The organism is Pseudomonas sp. ATCC 13867, from assembly GCF_000349845.1.
GTDB lineage: Bacteria > Pseudomonadota > Gammaproteobacteria > Pseudomonadales > Pseudomonadaceae > Pseudomonas.
The window spans coordinates 3,361,162-3,387,116 of sequence record NC_020829.1; the positions used below are offsets into that span (position 1 = coordinate 3,361,162).

The 25,955-nt window shown below is 66.6% G+C and carries 25 protein-coding genes; 18 read left to right on the forward strand and 7 right to left on the reverse strand.

What is annotated here, in order from left to right:
* The first annotated feature begins 10 nt into the window (after positions 1-10).
* From tssE to H681_RS14920, 8 genes are all read left to right on the forward strand, one after another.
* Complete coding sequence (gene tssE / locus H681_RS14890; RefSeq protein WP_015477703.1) at positions 11-439, forward strand: type VI secretion system baseplate subunit TssE; 429 nt, start codon at positions 11-13, stop codon at positions 437-439.
* The gene (gene tssF / locus H681_RS14895; RefSeq protein WP_015477704.1) at positions 423-2,249 is read left to right on the forward strand and encodes a type VI secretion system baseplate subunit TssF; all 1,827 of its coding nucleotides are present in this window, start codon (positions 423-425) and stop codon (positions 2,247-2,249) included. Before tssE ends, tssF begins: the two co-directional genes overlap by 17 nt.
* Complete coding sequence (tssG, locus tag H681_RS14900) at positions 2,213-3,226, forward strand: type VI secretion system baseplate subunit TssG (protein ID WP_015477705.1); 1,014 nt, start codon at positions 2,213-2,215, stop codon at positions 3,224-3,226. Before tssF ends, tssG begins: the two co-directional genes overlap by 37 nt.
* Entirely contained in the window at positions 3,226-5,775 is a 2,550-nt protein-coding gene (tssH, locus tag H681_RS14905; RefSeq protein WP_015477706.1) for a type VI secretion system ATPase TssH, read from the forward strand. The genes tssG and tssH overlap by 1 nt, the downstream gene beginning before the upstream one ends.
* 24 nt (positions 5,776-5,799) lie before the next feature.
* On the forward strand, positions 5,800-6,435 hold the full coding sequence (locus H681_RS26440) for a hypothetical protein (RefSeq protein ID WP_157883331.1): 636 nt from the start codon (positions 5,800-5,802) through the stop codon (positions 6,433-6,435).
* 86 nt (positions 6,436-6,521) lie between these two features.
* The gene (gene tssI, locus H681_RS14910) at positions 6,522-8,528 is read left to right on the forward strand and encodes a type VI secretion system Vgr family protein (protein WP_015477707.1); all 2,007 of its coding nucleotides are present in this window, start codon (positions 6,522-6,524) and stop codon (positions 8,526-8,528) included.
* 10 nt (positions 8,529-8,538) lie between these two features.
* Positions 8,539-9,078 (forward strand): toxin-antitoxin system YwqK family antitoxin, encoded by a 540-nt coding sequence (locus H681_RS14915; protein WP_015477708.1) that lies wholly within the window; start codon positions 8,539-8,541, stop codon positions 9,076-9,078.
* 63 nt (positions 9,079-9,141) lie between these two features.
* Entirely contained in the window at positions 9,142-10,044 is a 903-nt protein-coding gene (locus tag H681_RS14920; RefSeq protein WP_015477709.1) for a hypothetical protein, read from the forward strand.
* A gap of 36 nt (positions 10,045-10,080) precedes the next feature.
* On the opposite strand, the gene H681_RS14925 is transcribed toward H681_RS14920, so the two are convergent.
* Together H681_RS14925 and H681_RS14930 are read right to left on the reverse strand one after the other, a co-directional pair.
* On the reverse strand, positions 10,081-10,476 hold the full coding sequence (locus H681_RS14925) for a DUF4280 domain-containing protein (protein WP_015477710.1): 396 nt from the start codon (positions 10,474-10,476) through the stop codon (positions 10,081-10,083).
* Between the two features lie 381 nt (positions 10,477-10,857).
* A complete protein-coding gene (locus H681_RS14930) occupies positions 10,858-11,496 on the reverse strand; it encodes a DUF2268 domain-containing putative Zn-dependent protease (RefSeq protein WP_157883332.1) in 639 nt (212 codons plus the stop codon).
* 426 nt (positions 11,497-11,922) lie between these two features.
* On the opposite strand from H681_RS14930, the gene H681_RS14935 reads away from it, so the two are divergent.
* The gene (locus H681_RS14935) at positions 11,923-13,470 is read left to right on the forward strand and encodes a GGDEF domain-containing protein (protein ID WP_015477712.1); all 1,548 of its coding nucleotides are present in this window, start codon (positions 11,923-11,925) and stop codon (positions 13,468-13,470) included.
* 119 nt (positions 13,471-13,589) lie between these two features.
* Here H681_RS14935 and ycaC read toward each other — a convergent pair whose 3' ends face one another.
* The 3 genes from ycaC to H681_RS14950 form a co-directional block, all read right to left on the reverse strand.
* A complete protein-coding gene (gene ycaC, locus H681_RS14940) occupies positions 13,590-14,216 on the reverse strand; it encodes an isochorismate family cysteine hydrolase YcaC (protein ID WP_015477713.1) in 627 nt (208 codons plus the stop codon).
* Between the two features lie 58 nt (positions 14,217-14,274).
* Complete coding sequence (locus tag H681_RS14945; protein WP_015477714.1) at positions 14,275-14,961, reverse strand: hydrolase; 687 nt, start codon at positions 14,959-14,961, stop codon at positions 14,275-14,277.
* A 103-nt stretch (positions 14,962-15,064) separates the two neighbouring features.
* The gene (locus H681_RS14950) at positions 15,065-15,931 is read right to left on the reverse strand and encodes a pirin family protein (protein WP_015477715.1); all 867 of its coding nucleotides are present in this window, start codon (positions 15,929-15,931) and stop codon (positions 15,065-15,067) included.
* A gap of 101 nt (positions 15,932-16,032) precedes the next feature.
* On the opposite strand from H681_RS14950, the gene H681_RS14955 reads away from it, so the two are divergent.
* From H681_RS14955 to H681_RS14995, 9 genes are all read left to right on the forward strand, one after another.
* Positions 16,033-16,938 carry a LysR family transcriptional regulator gene (locus H681_RS14955; protein WP_015477716.1) on the forward strand — a complete coding sequence of 302 codons (906 nt, stop codon included), beginning with the start codon at positions 16,033-16,035 and terminating at the stop codon, positions 16,936-16,938.
* A 78-nt stretch (positions 16,939-17,016) separates the two neighbouring features.
* Positions 17,017-17,700, forward strand: coding sequence for a thermostable hemolysin (locus H681_RS14960; RefSeq protein WP_015477717.1), 684 nt, complete (start codon positions 17,017-17,019; stop codon positions 17,698-17,700).
* Positions 17,690-19,156, forward strand: coding sequence for an AMP-binding protein (locus H681_RS14965; RefSeq protein ID WP_015477718.1), 1,467 nt, complete (start codon positions 17,690-17,692; stop codon positions 19,154-19,156). Before H681_RS14960 ends, H681_RS14965 begins: the two co-directional genes overlap by 11 nt.
* Before the next feature lie 10 nt (positions 19,157-19,166).
* Complete coding sequence (locus H681_RS14970) at positions 19,167-19,853, forward strand: TenA family transcriptional regulator (protein WP_015477719.1); 687 nt, start codon at positions 19,167-19,169, stop codon at positions 19,851-19,853.
* Complete coding sequence (locus tag H681_RS14975) at positions 19,840-20,637, forward strand: SDR family oxidoreductase (protein WP_015477720.1); 798 nt, start codon at positions 19,840-19,842, stop codon at positions 20,635-20,637. Before H681_RS14970 ends, H681_RS14975 begins: the two co-directional genes overlap by 14 nt.
* Positions 20,638-20,726: 89 nt before the next feature.
* Positions 20,727-21,383 (forward strand): response regulator, encoded by a 657-nt coding sequence (locus H681_RS14980; RefSeq protein ID WP_015477721.1) that lies wholly within the window; start codon positions 20,727-20,729, stop codon positions 21,381-21,383.
* On the forward strand, positions 21,383-22,762 hold the full coding sequence (locus H681_RS14985) for an ATP-binding protein (RefSeq protein WP_015477722.1): 1,380 nt from the start codon (positions 21,383-21,385) through the stop codon (positions 22,760-22,762). Before H681_RS14980 ends, H681_RS14985 begins: the two co-directional genes overlap by 1 nt.
* 359 nt (positions 22,763-23,121) lie before the next feature.
* Positions 23,122-23,499 carry an NUDIX hydrolase gene (locus H681_RS14990; RefSeq protein WP_015477723.1) on the forward strand — a complete coding sequence of 126 codons (378 nt, stop codon included), beginning with the start codon at positions 23,122-23,124 and terminating at the stop codon, positions 23,497-23,499.
* Between the two features lie 105 nt (positions 23,500-23,604).
* Positions 23,605-24,177, forward strand: coding sequence for a hypothetical protein (locus tag H681_RS14995; RefSeq protein ID WP_015477724.1), 573 nt, complete (start codon positions 23,605-23,607; stop codon positions 24,175-24,177).
* On the opposite strand, the gene H681_RS15000 is transcribed toward H681_RS14995, so the two are convergent.
* Both H681_RS15000 and H681_RS15005 read right to left on the reverse strand, forming a co-directional pair.
* Positions 24,164-25,000, reverse strand: coding sequence for a phosphatase PAP2 family protein (locus H681_RS15000; RefSeq protein ID WP_051070479.1), 837 nt, complete (start codon positions 24,998-25,000; stop codon positions 24,164-24,166). The two genes, H681_RS14995 and H681_RS15000, sit on opposite strands and share 14 nt — an antisense overlap.
* A 17-nt stretch (positions 25,001-25,017) precedes the next feature.
* The gene (locus tag H681_RS15005) at positions 25,018-25,674 is read right to left on the reverse strand and encodes a histidine phosphatase family protein (RefSeq protein WP_015477726.1); all 657 of its coding nucleotides are present in this window, start codon (positions 25,672-25,674) and stop codon (positions 25,018-25,020) included.
* Positions 25,675-25,955: the final 281 nt, after the last annotated feature.

Sequence of the window (25,955 nt, forward strand, 5' to 3'; positions counted from 1 at the left end):
GCGCCGGACCTTGCAAAGCATCGGTCGGCCTCCGCTGCTGGACCGCCTCGCCGACTCCGGAGGGGCGGACCCGACCTTCGACAGCCGCGCATTGGCGGCCTCGGTCGCGCAGGAACTGTCGCGCCTGCTCAACAGCCGCAGCCCGGCCGGCAATGGCGTCGGTATCCTCGCCTACGGCATCGCCGACTGGACCGCCCTGCAAGCCCGCCGCGAAGCCGACCGCCTGCACCTGGCACGGGAAATCCGTCGCGCGGTGACCCGCTTCGAACCACGCCTGGGGCTGAGCGAAGTGGTGGTCGACGCCGACCCGCTCCAGCCGCAGCGCCTGCGCGTGCGCCTGCTCGGCAACCTGCGCCAGGACACCAGCCGCGCACCGCTGCTGTTCGAACTCATCCCCGTTGGCGGAACACTGGAAGTACGCCATGAGCGACTCGATTGACGCCGAACTGCTGGATTACTACCAGAGCGAACTGACCTGGCTGCGCCACGCCGGCGCTGGATTCGCCGCGCGCTATCCCAAGGTGGCGCGACGCCTGGAACTGGGCCCCGGCGAGTGTGGCGACCCGCACGTCGAGCGCCTGCTGGAAGGCTTCGCGCTGCTCGCCGCGCGCCTGCAACGGCGCCTGGACGACGATTACGCGCAGTTCAGCGACGCCCTGCTGGAACAGCTCTACCCCCTCGCCCTGCGGCCCCTGCCCTCCTGCGCCGTGGTGCGTTTCGAGCCGGACCCGGCCAAGGGCAACCTGAGCGCCGGCTACCGCCTGCCACGCGGCACGCCACTGTTCGTCAGCGTGCCGGGCCAGGAGCGCATCGAACTGCCCGACGAGCTGCGCGGCCAGACCCTGCACTGGCGCACCGCCGACGAAGTCACGCTGTGGCCGCTGCGCATCGCCGAGGCCGTGCTGCTGGGAGCCGAAGAAGCCCAGGCCGCCACCGGCGTCGCCGGCATCCGCTCCGCCCTGCGTCTCGACCTGCGCTGCCTCGACAAGGACGGCTGGGCGGCACTGGGCATCGACAGCCTGCGCATCCACCTGACCGCCAACGCCGTCGCCAAGGCCGCCCTCTACGACCTGCTCGGCGCCCATGCCTGCGGCCTCATCGCCAAGGCCGAGGGCGCCGAACCGCAACGCCTTGCCAGCCTGCCGCAACGGGTCGGCTTCGCCGCCGAACAGGCCCTGCTGCCCGAGGACGACCGCGTCCACCCCGGCTTGCGCCTGCTCGCCGAGTACTTCGCCTTCCCCGACAAGTTCGCCTTCTTCGACGTGCCGCTGCACGGCCTGCGCGCCAGCGGCGAGCAGCTGTATCTCTACATCCTCTTCGATCGCCCCGCCCCCGCCCGCCTGACCCTGCAGGCCAGCGACCTGGCGCTGGGCTGCGTGCCGGCGATCAACCTGTTCCCGCGCACCTCCGAGCCGCTGCGGCCGGACGGTACGCGCAGCGAATACCGGCTGGTCGCCGACGCCCACCGCGAGAACTCGGTGGAAATCCACAGCATCCGCTCGCTGCGCGCCAGCACCCCGCAGGGCGTGGTCGAGGTCGCGCCCTACCACGGCACCCAGCACCGCCCCGGCGCATTCGGCCTCTACTGGCACGCACGGCGAGTCGAGGGCATGACACCCAACCGGCGCGGCAGCGACCTGTTGCTGAGCCTGGTCGACGCCGGCCTGCAACCGCTGGAAGAGACTCCGCAGTACAGCCTCAGCGCCGAACTGCTGTGCACCAACCGCAGCCTGGCCGAATACCTGCCGGCGGGCACCGAACTGTCCTTCGAACGGCCCGGCCCGGTGGCCCGCGCCACCTTGCTGCGGGCACCGAGCCGGCAATCCCAGCCAGCCCTGGACGGCCCCTCGCGCTGGCAACTGGTCTCGCAACTGACGCTCAACCACCTATCCCTGGTGGAGGGTCCGCAGGCCCTTGACGCCCTGCGGGAAATCCTCGCGCTGCACGATTTCAGCGAAGACAAACTCGCCTCGCGCCAGATCGAGGGACTGGTGGCGCTGGATTGCGAGCGCGTGGTCGACCATGTCGGCAGCGACGCCTGGCGCGGCTGGCGCAACGGCCTGGAAGTACGCGTGCACCTGGAGCGCCAGGCCTTCGTCGGCGCCAGCGCGGTGCTGTTCAGCGCCGTGCTCGCACAGTTCTTCTCGCTGTACGCCAACGCCAACCGCTTCGTGCGCACGGTGCTGGTGCAATCGGACCAGGAGATTTGCCGATGGCAACCCCAGGCCGGCCAGCCCATCACTCTCTGAGCCGGCGCCTGCGCGCCGAGCCGCATCGTTTCGAGTGGCTGCAGGCCCTGCTCCTGCTGGAGCACGAACAACCCCAGGCAACGCCCCTGGGCCACGGTAGCCGTCCGGATGCCGAAGCGCTGCGCCTGCGCGGGCCGCTGACGCCGGTCTTCGCCCCCAGCCAGATCGATGCACTGGAAGACGAGGACGGCCGGCCGCTGCTGAGCACCTCCATCTTCGGCCTGGGCGGGGCCGACGGCGCCCTGCCCTACGCTTACCAGGAGTGGCTGCAGCAGCGCGCACGGCAGAAGGATCATGCGCCTGGCGAGTTCCTCGACCTGTTCCAGCACCGCCTGCTCAGCCTGCTCTACCGGGTGTTGCGCAAGCACCGGCTGGCCGTGGGTTTCCAGGCACCGGCAGAGGCTCCCCTGCGACAGCCGCTGCGCGCCCTGGTCGGCCTGCTGCCTGCGGCCCTGCACGAGCGCGGCCCGCTACCCGACGCCAGCGTCCTCGCCCGCAGTGCGCACTTCGCCGGCAATCGCCGCTCACTGGTCGGCTTCGCCGTCATACTCCGCGAACAGTTCGGCATTCCCGCCCAGTGCGAAGCCTATGCCGGCGCCTGGCGCGAGATCCCCCCGGCCAGGCGCAGCATGCTGAAGCGCGGCGGCGCCAACCTCGGGCTGGGCCGCGACGCCATCGCCGGTACCCGCGTCTGGGACGAGCACGCCGGCTTCCACCTGCGCCTCGGCCCGCTGGACGAAACCACCGCCCGGCACTTCCTCCCCGATGGTGCCGCCTATCCATTGCTGGCACATCTGTGCGCGCTGTACTTCGGCCCCGACCTCGACTGCCGGCTGCGCCTGCTGGTGCGCGCCAGCGGGCCGCTCGCCCTCGGTCGCGGCAATGCCCCACGGCTGAACTGGAACACCGGCCTGCGCCGCAGCGGCGGCGCCGTGCAGCCCATCGACCTGACCCTGCGCCACGCGGAGATGCCCTGATGGACCTCGCCAGCCTGATCGGCCGCCTCAATCCCGAATCCCGCCGCGCCCTGGAGCGCGCCGCGCAGCGCTGCCTGCAACGCACCCATCACTACGTCGAGATCGAGCACCTGCTGCTGGAACTGCTGGACATCGACGGCGGCGACCTCGCCCGGCTGCTGCCGCGCTTCGGCCTCGAGCGCGACCAATTGGTGGGCGAGATCAACACCGCGCTGGAGCTGTTCCGCATCGGCAGCACGCGCACCCCGGCACTCTCCACGCAAACCATCGGCCTGCTGGAAGACGCGGTGGTGCAGACCAGCGTGCTCGGCCAGCCGACGATCCGCTCCGGGCTGCTGCTGCTCGCCCTGCTCGACCGCGAGGAACGCCGCGCCCTGCTGCTCAACAGCGCCTCGTCGCTGCTGCGCATTCCCCACGAAACGCTGCGGGAAAAACTCCTGGAATGGACCGAAGGCTCCCGCGAACAGCCACCCAGCGCACGCACTCCGGACAAGACGAAACCCGCCAACGCGGCGGCCCAGGACAGCGTGCTCGACCAATACACCCAGGACCTCACCGCCGACGCCCACGCCGGGCGCATCGACCCCATCGTCGGGCGCGACGGCGAGATCCGCCAGTGCGTGGACATCCTCCTGCGCCGCCGGCAGAACAACCCGATCCTCGTCGGTGCGCCCGGCGTCGGCAAGACCGCCGTAGTGGAAGGCCTGGCCCTGCGCATCGCCGCCGGGGAAGTGCCACCTCCGCTGCAAGGCGTGATTCTGCGCGTACTCGACCTCGGCCTGCTGCAGGCCGGCGCCGGGGTCAAGGGCGAGTTCGAGCAGCGCCTGAAAGGCGTGATCGACGCAGTGCGCAGCAGCGAGCAGCCGATCATCCTGTTCATCGACGAGGCCCACACCCTGATCGGCGCCGGCGGCGCGGAAGGCGGCAGCGATGCCGCCAACCTGCTCAAGCCGGCCCTGGCCCGTGGCGAGCTGCGCACCCTCGCCGCCACCACCTGGCTGGAATACAAGAAGTACTTCGAGAAGGACCCGGCGCTGGCCCGGCGCTTCCAGCTGGTGCAGGTCGAGGAACCGGACGAGGCCACCGCCGTCGACATGCTGCGCGGTGTGGCCGCCAAGCTCGAACAGCACCACGGCGTGCAGGTGCTGGACGTGGCCATCCACGACGCGGTGAAGCTCTCGCACCGCTACATCTCCGGCCGCCAGTTGCCGGACAAGGCCATCAGCGTGCTGGACACCGCCTGTGCCCGCGTCGCCCTGGCCCAGCACGATGTCCCGCCGGCACTGGAAAACCTGCGCCACCGCGAACTGGCGGTGGAAGAAGAGCTGCAACGCCTGCGTCGCGAACAGGCCACCGGCCTGGACCACAGCACGCGCATCACCAGCCTGGAACAGGAATCGGTGGACAACCTCGCCGCCATCCGCGCCCTGGAAAAACGCTGGGGCGAGGAACGCGAGGCGGTGCGCGAGCTGCTGCAATCGCGCCGCGAACTACTGACCCTGAGCGAAAGCGCCGACGCCGCCAAGCCCGACGAGGAACTCGACGGCCGCATCGATCATCTGGCCGCCGAACTGGCGCGCCTGGAAGCCGGCCTCGACGCCATCCGCGAGGACGACCCGCTGGTGCCCGAACAGGTCGACTCGAAGACCGTGGCCGCGGTGATCGCCGGCTGGACCGGCATCCCGGTGGGCAAGATGCTCGCCGACGAGGCCCACGCCATCCGCACCCTGGCGCAACGCATGAGCCAGCGGGTGATGGGCCAGGAAGCGGCGCTGGGCACCATCGCCCAGCGCATCCAGGCCTACCGCGCCGGCCTCACCGACCCGGCCAAGCCGGTGGGCGTGTTCCTCCTGCTCGGCCCCACCGGCGTGGGCAAGACCGAAACCGCCTACGCCCTGGCCGACGCCCTCTACGGCGGCGAGCGCAACCTCATCAGCATCAACCTTTCCGAGTACCAGGAAGCCCACACCGTCAGCCAGCTCAAGGGCGCCCCGCCCGGCTACGTCGGCTACGGCAGCGGCGGCGTGCTCACCGAGGCCGTGCGCCGCCGGCCCTACTCGGTGGTCCTGCTGGACGAAATCGAGAAGGCCCACCCCGACGTGCTGGAAGCCTTCTACAACGTCTTCGACAAGGGCGTGATGGAGGACGGCACCGGCCTGGTGGTGGACTTCAAGAACACCGTGATCCTCGCCACCAGCAACGTCGGCGCCGAACTGCTGCTGGACACCCCTTCGGAACAGACCGCTACGCCCACCTTCGACGAACGCCTGCGCAAGGTGCTGCTGCAAGCCTTCCGCGCCGCCTTCCTGGCGCGCATGACGGTGGTGCCCTACCGGCCGCTGGAGGAAGCGACGCTGGAAGGGATCGTCGTCGCGAAGCTGGAGAAGCTGCGCGAGCGCTACAAGGCGGCTACCGGCAAGCAATTCGACTTCGACCCGGCGATCGTCAAGGCGGTGCTCGCCAAGTGCAGTTCGGCGGGGGCGCGGGATATTGAAAATGTGTTGATGGCGGAGGTGACGGGGAAGTTGGCGGAGTGGGTGCTGGGATAACTGAAAAGCATAAGGATACGTTAAATGTGCGACAACAAGGGCTGGTCCATTCAAAGCATAAACTCAAACGTAAAACGTTATTTCTGGTTCACCCCAGACTACTGGGCAAGCTTCAAAAATGGATTTCTCGCGCCAAAAATAATAACCATACAACACCTCCAAGAGATAAATAAAAACATATATCCCGGCTTCAAAAACATGTTCTGCGCAGGTATAGGATATGCCCTCGGAGGCCAAAACGCCCTGACTTACTCCGGGTTCGGATGGTATGTCTCCAAGGTTCCATATCTCGGCCAAACAACGATAAATCGAATGGATAATGAAATAAAATCCCAAATCGTCTATCAACTAGGCGGAATGGCTTCAGCCGTAGCGATCAAATATATGGCCATGAATTACCTGGGGACACTCACTCGAGCAGCCCTGCAATTCAGGCATCCCGCTGCTTGTGCAACCGCATTGGCAGCCATCAAGTTCACCAATTACCTCAACACTGCTGGCGGGACAGTTGCCGTCATTAATCAGTACAATTTAATCCGCGAACAGAAACTTGTTAAAAGCTGCATAAAAAGCTGTGAATCATACGGCCAGGGCGAACTGGAAAAAATTCTGGAAAATGCTATCGAGGGACTTTCAAAACCTGCTCCGGGAGAGGTCTGAGCGTGTTCCGCGCAGATAGGCTCAGCAAAAACACGCACATCTGGAGCTCGATAATCCAGCAACGACATGATTAGCCAAGGACTTCGATGCCCCGTCCCACCGATACCACCACCAGCTTCTTCCTGAACGCCCCGGCGCTGGCGGATCTCTACCCGCAGCGTATTACCGGGCAGGAGGCGCTGAACGATCTCACCCAGTTGAACCTGCTTGGCTTCAGCAGCAATCCACTGGCGCTGCCCGGCGCCATAGCCAGCCACCTCACCACCACCCTGCACAACGATGCCAACCAACGCCCCCTCGACGCCCTGGTCGCCGAAATCCACCAACTCCCCGCCGACGCCACCTCCGACCGCTATCAACTGGTCCTGCGCCCCTGGCTCTGGTGGCTGACCCTGGCCAGCAACAACCGTGTCTTCCAGAACCTCGCCACCAGCGACATCGTCACCACGATCTTCAAGTCCCACGGCTTCACCGACTTCAAGCTGTCGCTGACGGGCAGCTACGAGCCCCGCGAGTATTGCGTGCAGTACGGCGAAAGTGATTTCGCCTTCGTCTCGCGGCTGCTGGAGGAGGAAGGCATCTTCTGGTTCTTCACCCACGAAGAGGGCAAGCACACCCTGGTGCTGGCGGACAGCAACGATGCCTTCCCGCCTATCCCCAACGGGCCGAAGGTGCCGCACCTGGGCCAGGAGATCGGCGTGCGCGAACTGCATGGCATTCGCTCCGCGCAGTACTGCCTGCAGGCGGTGGCCGGGACCTACAGCGCCACCGACTACGAGTTCACCACGCCCACCACTTCGCTCTACTCGCAAGCCCAGGCAGAAGCCGGGCCACGCACGCAGTACGAGCACCCCGGCGGCTACACCGCCAAGGCCCGCGGCGATGCGCTGACCAAGCTGCGCGTGGACGGCCTGCGCAGCCAGGAGAAGCGCCTGATCGGCGAGAGCGACTGCCGCTGGCTGGTGCCGGGGCACTGGTTCACCCTCACCGGGCATGACGACGAATCACTGAACATCGACTGGGTGCTCATCTCGGTGACCCACGAGGCCGACCACGAGCACTACTGCAACCGCTTCGAGGCCATCCCCAAGGCCACTGCCTACCGCCCTCCCCGCACCACGCCCAAGCCGCGCATGCACGCCCAGACGGCCAAGGTGGTGGGCAAGGCCGGCGAGGAAATCTGGACCGACCAGTACGGCCGCATCAAGATCCAGTTCCCCTGGGACCTGCAGGGCAAGAACGACGAGGCCTCGTCCTGCTGGGTGCGCGTGGTGCTGCCGTGGAGCGGCAAGGGCTTCGGCATGCAGTTCATCCCGCGCATCGGCCAGGAGGTGATCGTCACCTTCATCGACGGCGACCCGGACCGTCCGCTGGTCACCGGCTGCGTCTACAACGGCGACAACGCCTTGCCCTATGCGCTGCCGGACAACCAGACGCAGTCGGGTATCAAGACCAATTCCTCGAAAGGTGGCGGCGGCTTCAATGAACTGCGCTTCGAGGACAAGAAGGACGCCGAGGAAGTCTTCCTGCAGGCGCAGAAGGACATGAAGGTGAACGTGCTCAACGACAGCGCCGCCACCATCGGCCACGACGAGACGCTCACGGTGCAGAACGCCCGCACCCGCACGGTGAAGGAAGGCGACGAGACCGTCACCCTGGAAAAGGGCAAGCGCAGCGTGACCATCCAGACCGGCAGCGACACGCTGGACGTGAAGGACACCCGCACGGTGAAGGTCGGCGCCGACCAGACCCACAGCACCGGCGGCAACTACAGCCACCAGGTCAGCGGCAACTTCGAGCTGACGGTGGATGGCAACCTCACCATCAAGGTCAGCGGCACCCTCACCCTGCAGAGCGGCGGCAGCCTGACGCTCAAGACCGACGCCGATCTTGCCGCCCAGGCCGGCACCTCGCTGACCAGCAAGGCCGGAACGTCACTCACCAACCAGGCGGGCACCTCCCTGACCAACAAGGCCGGCACCTCCCTGACCAACGACGCCGGCGTCAGCCTCACCAACAAGGCCAGTGCCGAGCAGACGGTGGACGGCGGCGGCATGCTGACCCTCAAGGGCGGCCTGGTGAAGGTCAACTGAGGACCACGACATGGCCAACAGCGGAACCCTGGACCTCAAGCGCGGCGACAGCACCCTGCAGGGCCGCCTGCAGGACGGCGAACTGGAAGGTCCATTGCGCATCAGCGAGCACGGCCGCCCCCAGGCCAGCCTCGACTATCGCGACGGCGAACTGCACGGCACCGGCACGCTCTACCACCCCAACGGCCGCATCAGCGCGCAGCTGCCCTATGTCCGTGGGCGGCTGCACGGCGAGGCGCGCTTCTTCGTCGCCGAAGGCTGGCTACAGCGCAAGGTCAACTACCGCGACGGGCTGATGCATGGCGAAGCCTGCAGCTACCTGGCCGACGGCACTCTCGCCGAACAGGCCTTTTACCGTGAAGGCGTACAGGACGGCCCCTTCCGCCGCTTCCACGGCAATGGCCAGTTGGCCCAGGAAACCCGCTACCTCAAGGGCGCACCACTGGAGCAGCCGCGCGCGTTCGCCGAAGACGGCCGGCCGCTGGACGACAACGGCAAGCCAATCTCGCGGCTGCGCTGGTGGTTCGAGCGCGGAGTGCCCGAAGGATAGGCACAGTAGCCCTCGGGTACGTAACAACACCGTTGGACGACACAATGTACACCGGAGGTCGGTATGCCCAAGTTCATCGACAATTTCTCATTCATCGATGGCGACGTTATCTACGGCGATCGCGAAGACCGGAAGAAGTACAAAAATGCAGCAGAGATTCTCTATGATGCCTCCAGCACCGGTAAGGCTGCGCTGAAAGCCGTCTTTGACGATGTATGGGTCACGATCGACCAGTACAACAACACCACCTTTCTACCTTTCGACGAGAGACCTGGGGTCTTGCAGACCATTGCCGGGATAGCGGGGACGTTGCCACGAGAGCGCGCCACCCGTTACGTCAATGCATTCTTTGACCATCCCTCCTCCACCAAACCCACCACTCTGACTTCGCAGCAACGAACAAAGGAATCCAGCATCCCCACTGCGCGAGACTACGACCTGCTGGCCCTGCAAAGAATTCGCCGCTCCTGCAAGTTCGGTGTCCTGAACCTGGCCCAGGCCCTCGGTACGCGGGCGAAGATTCACTTCGTGCTGGACAGTCTGCAAGGCGATCGCATGCGCCAGATCGTTCACAAGGAAGCCTATAAGAGCAACGACATGATGCGTGGCGGAGGCACGGCCGTTCCGGTCACGACGTCTGAACTACGTGCGGTCTATCGTGAGCAGAAACGACTGAAGACACCGGTCCTGTTCTACCGCAACCTCGAGCAGGTACCGCCTCCTTGGGAGGAGGACGCTGCGCTCTGGCAGCAATACGCCAAGGTGCGCTACCTCAAGTACAAGACCCGCATGGAGGCTTCCATGCCCGTCAACCCGACAGCAAAGGCTGCCGCGCTGAGCATGTTGCAGCGAGCACAGATCCACGCCGATGCCGATGACTTTCTGGCGGCGGTGGATCTGATCAGGGAATTCCTGCGCTTCGGCCTGGCCGTAGCAACCCCACTTCCCGACGATGACGGCCTTTAAGCAAGCCGATTATCGCAACACATGTCCTCGATCAGGTCAGGGAATCAGCATCTGCACCTGCCCCGGCATCAGCACCTTGATCACCCCGCCCCAGTTGCACATCAAGGTACCGTTCGAGTCCAGCGCCGGCATGCCCCCCAGCAGCATCGTGGGCGGGCCGCCAGGTATCCAGGGCGACGCCGTGGCCGGTATGCAGGGCATGGGCGTCAGCACGCCAAGTGCCGCCGCCGTGGCCGCCGCCACCGTCGGGTTGGCGAGACTGCTGCACATGCCGAAGGGCAGGATGTTCACCAGGGGAATGTGATCCTGCAGATTGGCCGCCGGCATGCCGCTCGACAACGTACGGTTGACCGGCAACACGTTGAGCATCGACGGCGCCACGCCGAAGCTGCACTGCAGGGTTGCACCGCTACAAACCTGGGGACAGCCCATGAAAATCACCTCACGCGACGAAAGTCCGATGTCCGCGCCCCGACGCCATGCCACGCGCTCCGAACAGCACCTGGCTGCGCAGGCAGCCCACACGCCCATCAGCCGGGGCTTTCGCCACTCAGCCCCAGCCCCAGCCCCAGCCCCCACCAGTAGTACATACGCCCACACTACACCACCGAGAGTCACGCTCGCGACGACAGAGACAGTCGCTGGCAAGCCATTTCCTGTCTCCGATCACCTGGTTCAGGCTGCAACACACCGTTCAGAAATCCCCGTGACCGATAAGGTCAAGACTGCCGCTCGCACATCCGGCCATATGCGGACTAACGATGAGGCTTTGCCCAGGTAAGGCCATCCCCCAAATCATCCCCACTGGGAACCTCAGACTCCTTGAAGATCCATCTGGTAGAGCGCAGCCAGTCCGCTCTCAAGCACCTCATTCGCCGATACCTGTATCCATCGATGTGGCTCGGACGGGCACACCTTCTCGATCCAGTGGGCGACGATCTGGTAACCAAGGCTGTATCCCAGCCATCGAGGCCGTTGGGGGCTCGTACCGAAGAACCACGACGCGTGATCGTAGTTGGTCGAATGCAGTTCTTCTGGGCGCGGAAGGTAGCGCAGCAGCTCAGTGAGCGATATCGCGCATTCCCAGAGTTCCGGGGCGCTGGCGAATGTCCTGCTCACGAATTGGCCGGCAAGCCCCTCGCTGACCAGCGCCTCTCCCAAGGTACGCCCATAACCGGGACCAGCCATTCGATAGCAGTGATGGGCCTCATGGGCGACATGGCGGCTCAATGTGCCGTCAACCAGAGAGCTGGCGAAATTCGGATTAAGTGTGTCGACGGACAAGCTGAACAGTGACTTACGCTGGGCGACTCCCAGGACTCCGATTTCCGGAATCACTTCCCCAGCTCGTTGCTGCACCAGAATGTCCAGCGGCTGGTGTCCTGCGTGCCTGCCCAGGACTTCCTGCGCGATTCCGACGGCAGCAGTGACATCCCCCTTGATGTCTTCCAAAGGCCCTTCCGCCTCAAGCCAGTGTATTTTCCACCTGGACACTTTCATCTCCTCCATGATTCTCGAAGCGACAGTTTTGCCCCCGAGCCAGGAGGCGTAAACCCTTTTCGCGAGCATCCGTCACAGAACATTTGGACCTTGCTCTCGACTAGTGACTTCAGGTTGAGAAGACTCAATGATCGCTCCGAGCCAAAATCCGGCAAGCATGAACAAGCACATCCCCCTCACTCGCCACGTTCTCTGAAACATCCCTCATGACCATCCGCCAACACTTGCCTATGCTCTGCAAGGCGTCCCCGCATGGCGGCGCCTCCCGACCCGACCGGATCCGAGCATTTCCATGACCCAACCCGCGAACAGCGCGACAGAGACACCCGTCACCGATTTCCCCAGACTCATCAGCGCTCTGCCGGAGTGGCGAGCGGCATGATCAGGCGCCGCTCCATCACCTTGCGCGGCCTGATCCTGGTCTTCGTGCTGCTGACGACCCTGGCCACGCTGTGCAACAGCCTGCTCGTCGCCTACCGGGTGCAACGCGAGGCGCTGATCCATTCGGCGCTGGAGGCCAACAATGCCTACGCCGCGAAAGTCGCCTCCGGCATCGGCGAGTTCTTCCAGTCGGCGCACCGTCATCTGCGCTACAGCACCGAGATCCTGTCCCGGAACATGGACGACCCGGCTGTCATCCGGGCCGAGGCCGTGCGACTGCAGGCGCAGGACTCGTACTTCAACTCCATCGCCATCGTCGACGCCGACGGCCGGGTGCTGCAGGCCTACCCGGACGCGCTGCAGATCGTCGGCACCACGCTGCGCTCGGTGGGCATCCTGCAGGCGCTGAAGGAGCGCCGGCCGCTGGTCAGCCAGGCCTACATATCGGTGGCGGGAAACCTGGTGGTATTCATCTCCCAGCCGATCATCGGCCCCTCGGGGGAGTTCCTCGGCGTGGTGGGCGGTTCGGTGTACATCCTCAAGCCAAGCGTGCTGCACTCCATCATCAGCAGCCACTTCCACCACGACGGCACCTACGCCTTCGTCACCGACAGCAACCGGCGCCTGCTCTATCATCCCGAGCACTCCCGGCTCGGCAAGGTGCTGGGCAAGAGCGCCACGGTGGATGCCGCGCTGCGCGGCGAAAGCGGCACCGCGTCGATCATCAACTACCGGGGCGTCCCGATGCTCGCCGGCTATGCGCCGGTGCCCGACGCCAACTGGGCGGTAGTGGCACAGCAGCCGCGGGAACGCACGCTCGCGCCGCTGCACCAACTGATGATCGCCATGCTCCTCGACATCATCCCGGCGAGCCTGGTGGGCCTGGTGATCATCTGGCTGGGGGTGGCGCTGATCAGCCGGCCACTGCGGGAACTGGCCAAGAGCGCGAATCACCTGTCGGCCCCGGAGACTACCGGGCAGTTGCGCCAGGTGAATGCCTGGTATGCGGAGGCCTCCGCCATACGCCAGGCGCTGCTGACCAGCGTGCAGCTGCTGCAGCAGAAGCTGGGCCGGCTCAGCCATGAAGCGCAAAGCGACCCGCTGACCGGCCTGGCCAACCGGCGGGCGCTGGACACGGCACTGGCGCTGCTGCAACAGACCCAGCGCCAGTATTCGGTGCTGGCGCTGGATATCGATCACTTCAAGCGGGTCAACGACACCTACGGCCACGACGCGGGGGATGAGGCGCTGAAGCAGGTCGCGGCGGTCCTCCAGCAGTATTCGCGCAGCGAGGACCTGGCCTGTCGATCGGGCGGCGAGGAGTTCATCCTGCTGCTGCCGGACACCCCGCTGGAAACCGCGGGCGGCATCGCCGAGCGCATTCGCGGGGCCGTCGAAGCCGCCGAGGTGCCGCAGATCGGGCACCTGACCCTCTCCATTGGCGTCGCCCAGGGTGACGGCGAGCCGGATGCCGTGCTGAAGACCGCCGACGAGCGCCTGTATCGCGCCAAGCAGATGGGCCGCAACCGGGTCGTCGCCGACTGAGCCGCAAGCGCCATGAGTGCGGGGTAATAAGCTCCGGCGCTCCGGCCGGCTCTACACAGCCGGCCGGAGCGCCGGAACCGGGCGCCGCACTTGCACGTGCGGCGCCCGGAAGGGCCGCCTTACTTGTTCGCGGTCAGCGTACTGTAGGCGGTGATCAGGTTGCGGTAGTCCGGGATGTGATTGGAGAACAGCGCGGCCAGCCCTTCGATGTCGTTGCGCCAGTCGCGGTGCAGCTCACAGGCCACGCCGAACCAGGTCATCATCTGCGCGCCAGCGGCTTCCATGCGGCGCCAGGCGGCGTCGCGGGTAACTTCGTTGAAGGTGCCCGAAGCGTCCGCCACGACGAACACATCGAAGCCTTCTTCCAGTGCCGAGAGCGCCGGGAAGGCCACGCACACTTCGGTGACCACGCCGGCGATGATCAGTTGCTTCTTGCCGGTGGCCTTGACCGCCTTGACGAAGTCTTCGTTGTCCCAGGCATTGATGTTGCCGGGGCGGGCGATATAGGGCGCATCGGGGAACATTTCCTTGAGTTCCGGCACCAGCGGGCCGTTGGGGCCGGTTTCGAAGCTGGTGGTAAGGACGGTCGGGAGCTTGAAGTACTTGGCCAGGTCGGCCAGGGCCAGGACGTTGTTCTTGAACTTGTCCGGTTCGATATCACGAACCAGCGAGAGCAGACCGGCCTGGTGATCGACCAGCAGTACGGCGGCCTGGGACTTGTCGAGACGGACGTAGGGCTTGCTCATGGCGACTCCTCGTTTACAGGTGGGAAGCCCGGCGTAAGCGCCGGGCCAGGGGTTGGACTCAGCGCTGCGAGTCCAGCACTTCGTGCTCGGTCACTACCTGCTGCGCCTTCGCGTAGCTTTCGATCAGCAGTTGGTAGTGAGGGAAGATTAGGCTATAGGCTTCGGCCCATTGGGCTGCATCGGGACGATTCCAGGTACGCTGGATCTCGGAAGCCACCGCGGCGGTGTCCATCGGCACCACGCCGGCCTGCACCACGCGGGCCAGGGTGATTTCCTGGGCCGCCTTGGAGTAGGTGCCGGACGCGTCGATCACGGCGAAAACCCGATAACCGGCATTGACCGCGGCGATGGCCGGGAATGCCATGCACACGCTGGTGATGGTGCCGGCGATGACCAGGGTCTTCTTGCCGGTCTTCTCGACCGCGGCGACGAACTCGGGGTTGTCCCAGGCGTTGATCTCGCCCTTGCGCGCCACGTACTGGGCGTGCGGCGCGGCTTCGTGGATCTCCGGGATCAGCGGGCCATTAGGGCCCTGCGGCACCGAGGCGGTGGTGATGACCGGGATCTTCGCCAGGGTGGCGATCTTCGCCAGGGTGATGGCGTTGTTGCGCAACTCGGTCATCGGCATGTCCTTGACCGTCTGGAACAGACCGCTCTGGTGGTCGATGAGCAGCATGGCGGTGTCGTCGGGATCGATCACCGGACGCTGACCGTTGAAATTGGCGATCTGAGAGAAGTTGCTCATGTTGGTTTCTCCTCGAAGGGGCCCTTCCGGCCCGCTGTGGCCCGCGCATTGCGGCGCGGAAGATGACCCAGACTAGGCGCCCGCCAAGTCTGGGATATGACACTCAGTGACTCAGTTGACCGAAGCGACCTTCGCGGAAGTCGTCGATGGCCTCGCGGATCTCGCTGTCGCTGTTCATCACGAAGGGCCCGTAGCCGACGATCGGCTCGTTCAGGGCCTCGCCGCTGAGCAGCAGGACCAGGGCGTCGCTGTCGGCTTCCAGCAGCAGGCTGTCGCCGCGCCGGTCGAACAGCGCCAGTTGCCCTTCACGCAGGCTTTCAGCGCCACCCAGGCGCACACTGCCGCGCAGGACGACCAGGGCGGTGTTGCGTCCCGGCGTGACCCGCAGGTCCAGCGGTCGGCCCGGATTCAGGCGCATGTCCCAGACATCCAGCGGACTGAAGGTATGGGCCGGCCCCGCCGCGTTGCCATAGCGCCCGGCGATCACCCGCAGGGTGCCGGCGCCATCGGGCAGTTCGATCTGCGGGATGTCCGCCGCCAGCAGCGTCTGGTAGGCCGGCGCGGTGCGCTTGTCGCTCGCCGGAAGGTTCACCCACAACTGCGCCATGTGCAGCGTGCCGCCCGTGCGGCTGAAGTCCGGCGAGTGGAACTCCTCGTGGAGAATGCCGTCACCGGCCGTCATCCACTGCACGTCGCCGGGGCCGATGCGCCCGCCGCCGCCACTGGAGTCGCGGTGCTCCAGTTCGCCCTGGTAGACAATGGTCACCGTCTCGAAACCGCGGTGCGGGTGCTGGCCGACGCCGCGCGGGCTGCTGCTGGGGGTGAAGTCATGGGGACCGGCATGGTCCAGCAGCAGGAAGGGGCTAAGGTGTTCGCCCAGGTTGTCGTAGGAGAACAGCGAGCGGACCGGGAAGCCATCGCCGACCCAATGCGGGCGGGGTGCGCTGTAGATACCGAGAATCTGTTTCATGGGGTGCCTCCTGTAGTGCATGGGAGACACGATAGAACTGCAACAATATTGCCGGTAGACAGCGATAATTCACCTCAGAGTTCCATCTGGAGAACACTGAAATGGAAGACCTCAACGATCTCTATTACTTCGCCCAGGTCGTCGAGCACGGCGGATTCGCACCCGCCGGGCGCGCCCTGGACCAGCCCAAGTCGAAGCTCAGCCGGCGCATCGCCTCATTGGAAGAGCGCCTGGGCGTACGCCTGATCCAACGTTCCACCCGGCACTTCTCGGTGACCGAGATCGGCCAGGAGTACTACCGCCACTGCCTGGCGATGCTGGTGGAAGCCGAAGGCGCGGCCGAGGTGATCGAGCGTCACCGCTCCGAGCCGCAGGGCGTGGTACGGCTGAGCTGCCCCACCGCCCTGCTGAACTTCTGGGTCGGGCCGATGCTGGCGCGCTTCATGGTCGAGCACCCGCTGGTGGCGCTGCATGTCGAAGCCACCAACCGCCAGGTGGACATGATCCAGGAAGGCGTCGACATCGCCCTGCGGGTACGCTTCCCGCCGCTGGAGAGCAGCGACCTGGTCATGAAGGTGCTGGGCGAGAGCCGCCAGTGCGTGGTGGGCGCGCCGGCATTGCGCGAGCGGCTGACGGCGCGGCCGATCCCCGCCGACGTGGCGGCGCTGCCGACCCTGCACTGGGGCTCGGTGCAACGCGAATACCACTGGCAGCTGGACGGTCCCAAGGGCGCCAGCGCCCAGGTGCGCCATCATCCCCGGCTGGTCACCGACGACCTGCTGGCGCTGCGCCAGGCCGCGCTGGCCGGCGTCGGCGCGGCGCACCTGCCGGCGGTGGTGGTAAGCGACGACCTCAACGACGGCGGCCTGGTCAACCTGCTGCCCGACTGGGCGCCGCGCACCGGGATAGTCCATGCCGTGTTCCCCTCGCGGCGCGGGCTGCTGCCATCGGTGCGGGCGCTGCTGGACTTCCTCGCGAACGCGTTCGAGCACAGCGACATGGCGTAGACCGCGCGCATCTTCAGACTGCATTCAGATTCGCCGCGAATACTCTCCCCCATGAATGAGCTCCAGAGGGGGGAAGCCATGACCCGATCCGAATGGGAGTCGCTGTTCCCGTTCCGTTTCGGCCCGCGCGACACGCACCTTGCGAGTCTGCGCCTGGTCGACGGTGACGACCCGCAGCGGCACGAGGTCGAAGCGTTCGTGCATGAGCGCTTCGACCGCGTCCACCATGCCGACGTGCACCAGTACCTGCCCGAACTGCTCAGCCTGCGCGACCGCCACGGCGCGCTGGTGGCGGTCGTCGGCATGCGCCTGGCGGCGCAGGAGTCGCTGTTCCTCGAACGCTACCTGGATGAGCCGCTGGAAGGCCCGGTGTCGCGCATCGCCGGTTACAACGTGCCACGCCACGAGCTGGTGGAAGTGGGCAACCTGGCCGCCCGCAACGCCGGCAGCGCGCGCCTGATCATCGCCGCGGTGACCTGGCTGCTGGCCGCGCGCGGGTTGCGCTGGGTCGCCTTCACCGGCGCGGCGACGCTGATCAACAGCTTCCACCGCCTGGGACTGGAACCGACGGTACTGGCGCAGGCGGACCCGCAGCGCCTGAACGGCGACCTGGCCGACTGGGGCAGCTACTACGAACAGCATCCGCAGGTGTTCGCCGGCAGCATCCGCTACGGCCATGAACAACTGGAGAACAGCGGGACGTACCAGCGCCTGGGCTTCCCGGCGCTGCCCTACTGCGCGAGACACGAGCATGCGGCCTGAACTGGAAGACTTCCGGCATCACCTGCGCCACCTCGCCCGCGACCAGGGCGAACGCCTGGCGCTGCGCGGCGCGACGCAGCGCTACAGCTATGCGCAGTTGCTGGAAGCCGTGGAGCAGCGCACCGCGCACCTCGCCGCACAGCCGGCCGGCGCCCTCGCCCTGGCGCTGGACAACGGCCCGGATGCGCTGATCTGGGACCTGGCCGCGCTGTTCAGCGAACGCCCCTGCCTCCTCCTGCCGCCCTTCTTCAGCCCCGCCCAGCGTGCCCACTGCCTGATGCAGAGCCAGGCAAGCCTGGCGCTGGTCGAGCCGCGCCTGGAAGACGAACTGCGCGGCAACGGCTTCAGCCACGGCGAAACCTTCTGGTACCGCCCGGCCGTGGTGGACGCCGGCCTGCCCCTGGGAACGGCGAAGATCACCTACACCTCCGGCAGCACCGGCACGCCCAGGGGCGTATGCCTGGACGCCGGCGCCATGCTCCGCGTGGCCCGCGAACTGGAGGCCGCCAGCCGGCCCACCGAGCCCAGCCACTACCTGGCGATCCTGCCGCTGGCGGTGCTGCTGGAAAATCTCGGGCTGTACGCCGCCCTCTGCGCCGGCGCCACCCTGACCCTGCTGCCCGGCGAACAGTTGGGCCTGGGGGGATCGAGCAGCGTGGACTGGAAGCGCCTGCTCGCCAGCATCGCCCTGAGCGGCGCGCAAAGCCTGATCCTGGTGCCGCAACTGCTGCTCGGCCTGGTGACCGCCATCGAGCGCGGCGTGATGCGTCCCGGCCCGCTGAAGTTCGTCGCCGTGGGCGGCGCGCGGGTGGCGCCCTCGCTGCTACGGCGCGCCGCTGCCGTAGGACTGCCGGTATACGAGGGCTACGGGCTCTCCGAGTGCGCCTCGGTGGTCTGCCTGAACCGTCCCGGCGCAGTGCGGCCGGGCAGCGTGGGCCGCCCCCTGCCCCACGTCCAGGTAAAGCTGGCCGACGATGGCGAGGTCCTGGTCAGCGGCTCATCCCTGCTCGGCTACCTCGGCGAGCCGCCGCACCTCGGCCAGTGGTGGCCCACCGGCGACCTCGGCCGCTTCGACGAGGACGGCTACCTCTACCTCGCCGGGCGCAAGAAGAACCAGTTCATCACCAGCTTCGGACGCAACGTCAACCCGGAATGGATCGAAGCCGAGCTGACGCAGAACGGCGTGGTGCTCCAGGCCTTCGTCCACGGCGAAGGCCTGCACCAGAACCTGGCGCTGCTCTGGCCGGTCGACCCGGCCTGCACCGACCAGGTTCTGGAGCAGGCGGTGCGCCAGTGCAACGAGCAGTTGCCGGACTACGCCCGGGTACACCGCTGGGCGCGACTGCCCGAACCCTTCAGCAGCGCCAGCGGCCTGCTCACCGCCAACGGTCGTCCGCGCCGCATGGCCATTCTCGAGCAGTATCGCGAAATCCTTTCCGCAATGGTTACCGAGTGAGGTTTGCCCCATGTCCTTTTTCGACACCCTGCAGTCGACCACCGCCCAGGAGCGCGAGGCGCTGTTCAGCGTCCCGGTGATCCGCGAGGCGTTGTCCGGCAGCGTCAGCCTGGAGGGCTACGTCGCCTTCCTGTCCCAGGCCTACCACCACGTCCGCCACACCGTGCCGCTGATGATGGCCTGCGGCGCGCGCCTGCCCGCCCACCTGGAATGGCTGCGCGGCGCGGTGTGCGAGTACATCGACGAAGAATACGGCCACGAGCGCTGGATTCTCGACGACATCGCGGCCTGCGGCGGCGACCCGGAGGCCGTGCGCACCGGCCGCCCTTCGCTGGCCATCGAGCTGATGGTGGCCTTCCTCTATGACCTCATCCAGCGTGGCAACCCGGTGGGGCTGTTCGGCATGGTCAACGTGCTCGAAGGCACCAGCATCGCCCTCGCCACCCAGGCCGCCGACACCATCCGCGGCAGCCTCGGCCTGCCCCCGGAAGCCTTCAGCTATCTCAGTTCCCACGGCACGCTGGACCAGGATCACATGCAGACCTACCGGCGCCTGATGAACCGCCTGGAAGACCCGGCCGACCAGGACGCGGTGATCCATGCGGCGAAGGTCGTCTACCGCCTGTACGCCGACATGTTCCGTGGCCTGCCGCGCGCCCAGGCGCAGCAGGACGAGGTGCAGCATGCGCCTGCCTGAATGCCGCGTGGTGCTCACCGGTGCCAGCGGCGGCATCGGCCTGCAACTGGCCGAACAGCTCTGCGCGGCCGGCGCCCAGGTGCTGGCGGTCAGCCGTCACGCCGGGGCGCTGGACGAACTGATGCGTCGCTACCCCGAGCGCCTGCGCTGGCAGGCCGCCGACCTGCGCCTGGGCGCCGATCGCCACGCGCTGCTGGACAGCCTGCGGCGCGGCGACGGGATCAATCTGCTGATCAACGCCGCCGGGGTCAACCAGTTCGCCATGCTCGACCAGTTGGACGAGTCGCGCCTGGACGACATGGTCGAGCTGAACATAGCCGCCACCCTGCACCTCACCCGCCTGCTGCTGCCGATACTGCGTGAACAGCCCCACGCGCTGGTGGTCAACGTCGGCTCCATCTACGGCTCCATCGGCTATCCGGGCTATGCGGTCTACTGCGCCAGCAAGTTCGCCCTGCGCGGATTCTCCGAGGCCTTGCGCCGCGAGCTGGCGGACACCTCGGTAGACGTGCTCTACGTCGCCCCGCGCGCCACCCGCACCGGCATGAACAGCGCGGCGGCGATGGCGCTGAACGAGGCGTTGAAGGCCAGCACCGACGATCCCCGCGACGTCGCCCGAGCCGTGCTCTCGGCCATCGAACACAAGCGCAGCGAGCTGTACCTGGGCTGGCCGGAAAAACTCTTCGTACGCATCAACGGTATGCTGCCCGGCATCGTCGACCGCGCGCTGCGCAAGCAATTGCCGCTGATTCGCCGTCACAGCCGCCACGGGCAGCAGCCCTGACGGCAGCCGCGGCCGCTCGGCCGTGAGCGGGCACGGCACGGCGAGTTCGATGCTTTACTCAGGGAAATTCAGGCAAGACAGGACTGACCATGCGTTTGCTGTTGGTGGAGGATGACCAGGCCCTGGGCGAAGGCGTACGCACCGGCCTGCGCCAGGAGGGCTACACCATCGACTGGCTGCAGGATGGCGCCAGCGCACTGCACGCCCTGCGGACCGAAGAGTTCGACCTGGTGGTGCTCGACCTCGGGCTGCCGCGCCTCGACGGCCTGCACGTACTCGGCCGCGTGCGCGCGGCCGGCTCGACGGTCCCGGTGCTGATCCTCACCGCCCGCGACGCCACCGAGGATCGCATCGCCGGCCTGGACGCCGGCGCCGACGACTACCTGGTCAAACCCTTCGACCTCCACGAACTCCAGGCCCGCCTGCGCGCGCTGCTGCGCCGCAGCAGCGGACGGGCGCGGGCGCTGATCGAGCACGCCGGGGTCAGCCTCGACCCGTCGACCCAGCAGGTCCGCTTCCAGGGGCAGCCCGTGGTCCTCACCCCCAAGGAATACCAACTGCTGCACGAACTGCTGGCGCAGCCGGGCAAGGTCTTCACCCGCGACCGCCTGACCCAGTTGCTCTACGGCTGGGATGAAAGCGCTGAAAGCAACACCCTGGAAGTCCACATCTCGCACCTGCGCAAGAAGCTGTTCAGCGGCCTGATCCGCACCGTACGGGGCATCGGCTACCTGGTGGAAGCCTGATGGGCTCGCTGCGCAGCCGCACCCTGTGGCGGGTGATGCTCCTGTTGCTGGCAGGCACCGGTCTGCTGGCGCTGTACAACTACCACGACAGCAGCCACGAGATCGCCGAAGTCTACGACGCCCACCTGGCGCAGAACGCCCGCCTGCTGCAGGGCGTGATGAGCCTGCCGCTGGCCGGCGCCGAGCGCCAGACGCTGTACCAGGCGTTCAACGAGGCACTCAGCCAGTCCGGCGCCGGCGGCCCCGGTCACCCCTACGAAAACAAGCTGGCCTTCGCCGTCTGGAGCGAAGACGGCCAATTGCGCGTGCGCTCGGCCAGCGCGCCGGGTTTCGACACGCCACCCAAGGCTCCCGGGTTCAGCACCGAGACCCGCGACGGCCGGCAATGGCGCGGCTTCGTCCTGCCGGTGCCGGCGCAGAAACTGGTGATCTGGGTCGGCGAGCGCTACGACGTGCGCGACGACCTGGTGGGCCGCATCGTGCGCCATACCCTGATGCCCTTCCTGGCCGGCAGCCTGGCGCTGGCGCTGCTGGTCTGGCTGGCGATCGGCCGCGGACTGGAGCCGCTGCAGAACATGGCGCGGGTCATCCGCGGGCGGCACGCCGACTCGCTGGAGCCGCTGCAACTGGTGCCTCTGCCGCGCGAGCTGGAACCCATGCAGGCCGCCCTCAACCGCCTGCTCAGCCAGGTGGAATCCCTGCTCCAGCGCGAACACCGCTTCATCGCCGATGCCGCCCATGAGATGCGTACGCCCTTGGCAGTCCTGCGGCTGCACGCGCAGAACGCCGCCCAGGCCGACAACGAACAGGAGCGGGACAAGGCCCTGGACTTCCTGATCGACGGGGTCGACCGTCTCAGCCGGGTCGTCAACCAGTTGCTGACCCTGGCGCGCCTGGAGCCGGCGTCCAACCGCAGCCGCTGGAAAGCGCTGGACGTGCAGGCGCTGGTCACCGACAGCCTCGCCGAGCTGACCCCCTGGATGCTGCGCCAGCAGGTCGAGCCCGACCTGGAAATCGCCAGCGGCGACTACCGCACCCTGAGTGATCGCGGGGCATTGGAAGTGGTTCTGCAGAACCTGGTCAGCAACGCGGTGAACTTCTCCCCCGCCGGCGCCACCGTGCGGGTCACCCTCGAGCGCCAGGGCGGCGACCTGCTGCTGACCGTGCAGGACAGCGGTCCGGGGATCGAGGAAACCCGGATGGATCGGGCGTTCGAGCGCTTCTACAGCGACGGAAACCCCAATGGCGCGGGCCTTGGCCTGTCCATCGTGAGCCGGGCGGTACAGCGGCTGGGCGGCGACGTGCGGCTGGGCAACCGTCCCGAGGGTGGCCTGGAGGCGCGCGTGCGCCTGCCGGTACAGGGCCAATCCTCGCCCTGAACCTCAGTCCGTGTCGAGATCCTGCACATAACCCATTCGATCGATGGAGATTTTCTCCGGGCGTCTTATGCTTATGGAAAGCGCACCCGCGCTCTGCCGTAGGGGGAAGGTGTCATGGGAAATATTCTCAATGAACGTGTGATGGCTATCTGGCGTCTCACTGACAAGACTCCGGGGCACTCAAGACTCAGGATCTCGGAGTATGGCGCTAGGAAATTCCCTACAGACGCCTCCGTCCCCCAACCACTACCATCCGCCGACTTCATGTCCGTAACTGACTACCCCACCAAGCAATTCTTTACCCGTGGCCGTGCGTCCGAGGTTTACAGAGTTACTGGTTTTGCCGCAGAGGTGCCGTCATGGGTAAATCGCTGAAGGAACGTGCAACGGTCATCTGCCGTCTCGACGACAAGATCCTCTTCGTGCGCAAGGCCAAGTCGAAATGGAACCTGCCCGGCGGGCGTATCGAGCGGGATGAGCGGCCAGGCCAGGCAGCCTTGCGCGAACTGAACGAGGAAACCGGTCTGCATGCGGCGCAGCTCAGCTACCTGGCCCCGCTGGAGCTGTACCAGACGCTGCATTACGTCTTCGAAACGCCGGTCGATCCGGCCCAGCAACCGGTGCCGCTGAACGAGATCGCCGACTGCCGCTGGTTTGCCCCGGACGAAGTGGAGCGGCGCAAGGTCAACAAGTCGGTGCGCCGGCTGCTGCGCACCTGCCTGTCCAAGGCGAGCTGAACAGCGGGTCGCGCTTCCCACGCCCCTGAGAAAGGTGCAAGACCCAGGCGCTTCGCGGTATCTTCGGCGCCTTCCGAACGCACCTTTTGTCAGGACTCCCCGCCCATGCGCCGCGTCACCCTGCTCTGCGCCACCCTTCTGTGCTCCGCCAGCGTCCTGGCCAAGGTCGAGGTGAAGCCGGTGCAACACAGCAAGGTCGGTCCGGTGCTGGCGGTGCGTATTTCCGAGGACATCGCGCCGGGCGACTACGAACGCCTGCTCAAGGGGCTGATGGGCAATCCCGGCAAGTTCGCGCGCAAGGTGGCGCTGCTCGACAGCATCGGTGGCAGCGCGGCGGAATCGATCAAGATGGGCCGTCTTCTGCGCGAGTCCGGCTTCGAGACCCTGGTGCCGACCAACGGTCTGTGCCAGGGGTCGTGCGTCTACCTGCTGGCCGCCGGCCATCGCAAGACGGTGCGCGGCTACGTCGGCCTGCACCGCCCCTACTACCCCGGCGGCGACTCGTCCCAGGCCAGCGGCGGCTACAACGCGCGCAGCTACCTGCGCGACATGGACATCCCGCTCGCCCTGGCCGACGACATGCAGAGCATCGAGCCGCAGAAAATGCGCGTGCTCTCGCCGCAGGAACTGGAGCGCTACCGTCTGGGCGGCGCGCCCCGCAGCCTCAGCGTCCGCTGACGGAAAGCCCTTCCGACAGTCCTGGCGCGGCCGTCTCCGGCGCGTGCCGGGGAGCATCGAGCGCCGGCTGGCTCAGGCGCTCACGCCCGTAGAACGCCAGGGCGGTGCCCAGCATCGACAGCCAGACGATGATGCCCGACCAGAAAGTGTGCGACACGAAGTGCCAGCCCTGCGGCACGCGGGTGCTGCCGTAGATCATGCCCAGCGTCATCACCGCGATGAACAGCGCGCGGGCATGCCGCCAGCGGTAGCGCCGCGCCACGAAATACAGCGCCAGCAGGGTGAAACCGCTGGAGGCATGCCCACCCGGCCAGCAGCGCCCCTCGCCTGCCTCGTGCAGCAGGCTGAAGTTCTCGAACCATTCGCGCTTCTCGTGAATGCCGCCGTAGAGCGTGGTTTCCACCGGACACCAGACGCTGGTGTGGCTCTTGAAGTAATGAACCATGCCGGTGGTGATGGCGAACGACACCACCAGGAAGATGAAGTCCCGCCGGTGTGCGGTGAGCCAGCGCAGGGCCGGCGCGACCCGCACGCGTTCCAGCCAGGCGCTGAAGCGCCCCTTGGGCAGCAGCGTCCAGGCGAACGACAGCAGCATCCCGATCACCGCCAGTTCCCCCGTGGTGTCGGGCAGGATGCGCGGCAGCTTGTGGGTCAGCTTCTCGAACAGACGGTCGTGCTCCAGCACGAAGGTATGCGTCAACGGATCGTAGAACTGATTGCTGATCAGCACGTCGAGCTGGGTGAGATCGAACGCGCAGAACAGCACGACCGCCAGCAGCAGCGGTACGCCGAGATTGTGCAGATAGAAGCGGGGAGCAGACATGCAGGGTCCTTGCAGGGTCAACGGATCGGTGCGACGGCGGCCCATTGGTCGGCATCCAGGTAGCCGAGCAGCTTGGGTGCGGTGTGGCCGTCGCTGATGAGGAACAGCGACGACGCGTAATCGGGCGTCTGGGGATCGGCGATGCTCACGGTGGACTCCAGGTCCTCCATGCACTCGCTGTGGGTCACCAGGATCAGGTTGCGGTGAGGCTGCTTGTGCTGCCGGGCGTCGCGCAGCATCGAGCCGCGGCAATCGAACAGCCAGTCCTGCCGCGCCGGCGTCTGGCCGAACATGGAGGTGGCGGTCTGTTCGGCGCGGACCTGCGGGCTGCTGAGAATGTCGCTGCCGGCGAGGCCGAGCATGCGGAAATGCCGACCCAGCTCATGGGCCGCGGCCTGGGCGCGAACCGTGATGCCTTCGGGGGCGGACAGGCAGGGGGCGCTGGAATGGTCGCAGCGCTCGGCATGACGCACCAGGACGATCAGATCGCCGTTGCGCCAGTGCTCGCGCAGCGCCTCGAGCCGGACCGGGTCATGGGCGATGCTTTGTGCGGTTGACGGGCGGATGAGCCAGAAGCCGCTGATCAGGCCGAACGCAAGCAGCGCCAGGGGAAACAGCAGCCAGCGGCTGGCAAGGGTTCGTCGCGCTTTCCGGACGAGCAGGGAAATCGACATTTCATTTCCAGTGACGGGCAAACAAGGCTGCATCCCTGCCCCGCCCGGAGCGCCGTGGCGCGCCTCCGAGGCCCGGCCCATCCGTGGGGCTCACACCGCACTGCGGGTTTTCAGATGTCGGGCGAGGGCAACCTAGCGCCGGGTTCGTGAAGAACCCGTCATGAATTGCTGAAGATGCCGTTAGCGTCCGCAACGTCCCCCGGCGCAGCCACCCGCGAGCGCTGGCGCCGGTGGCGCCGCGACCGTCCGTCGAGAAGGCGCCCCCTGTGCATCGAACTGGC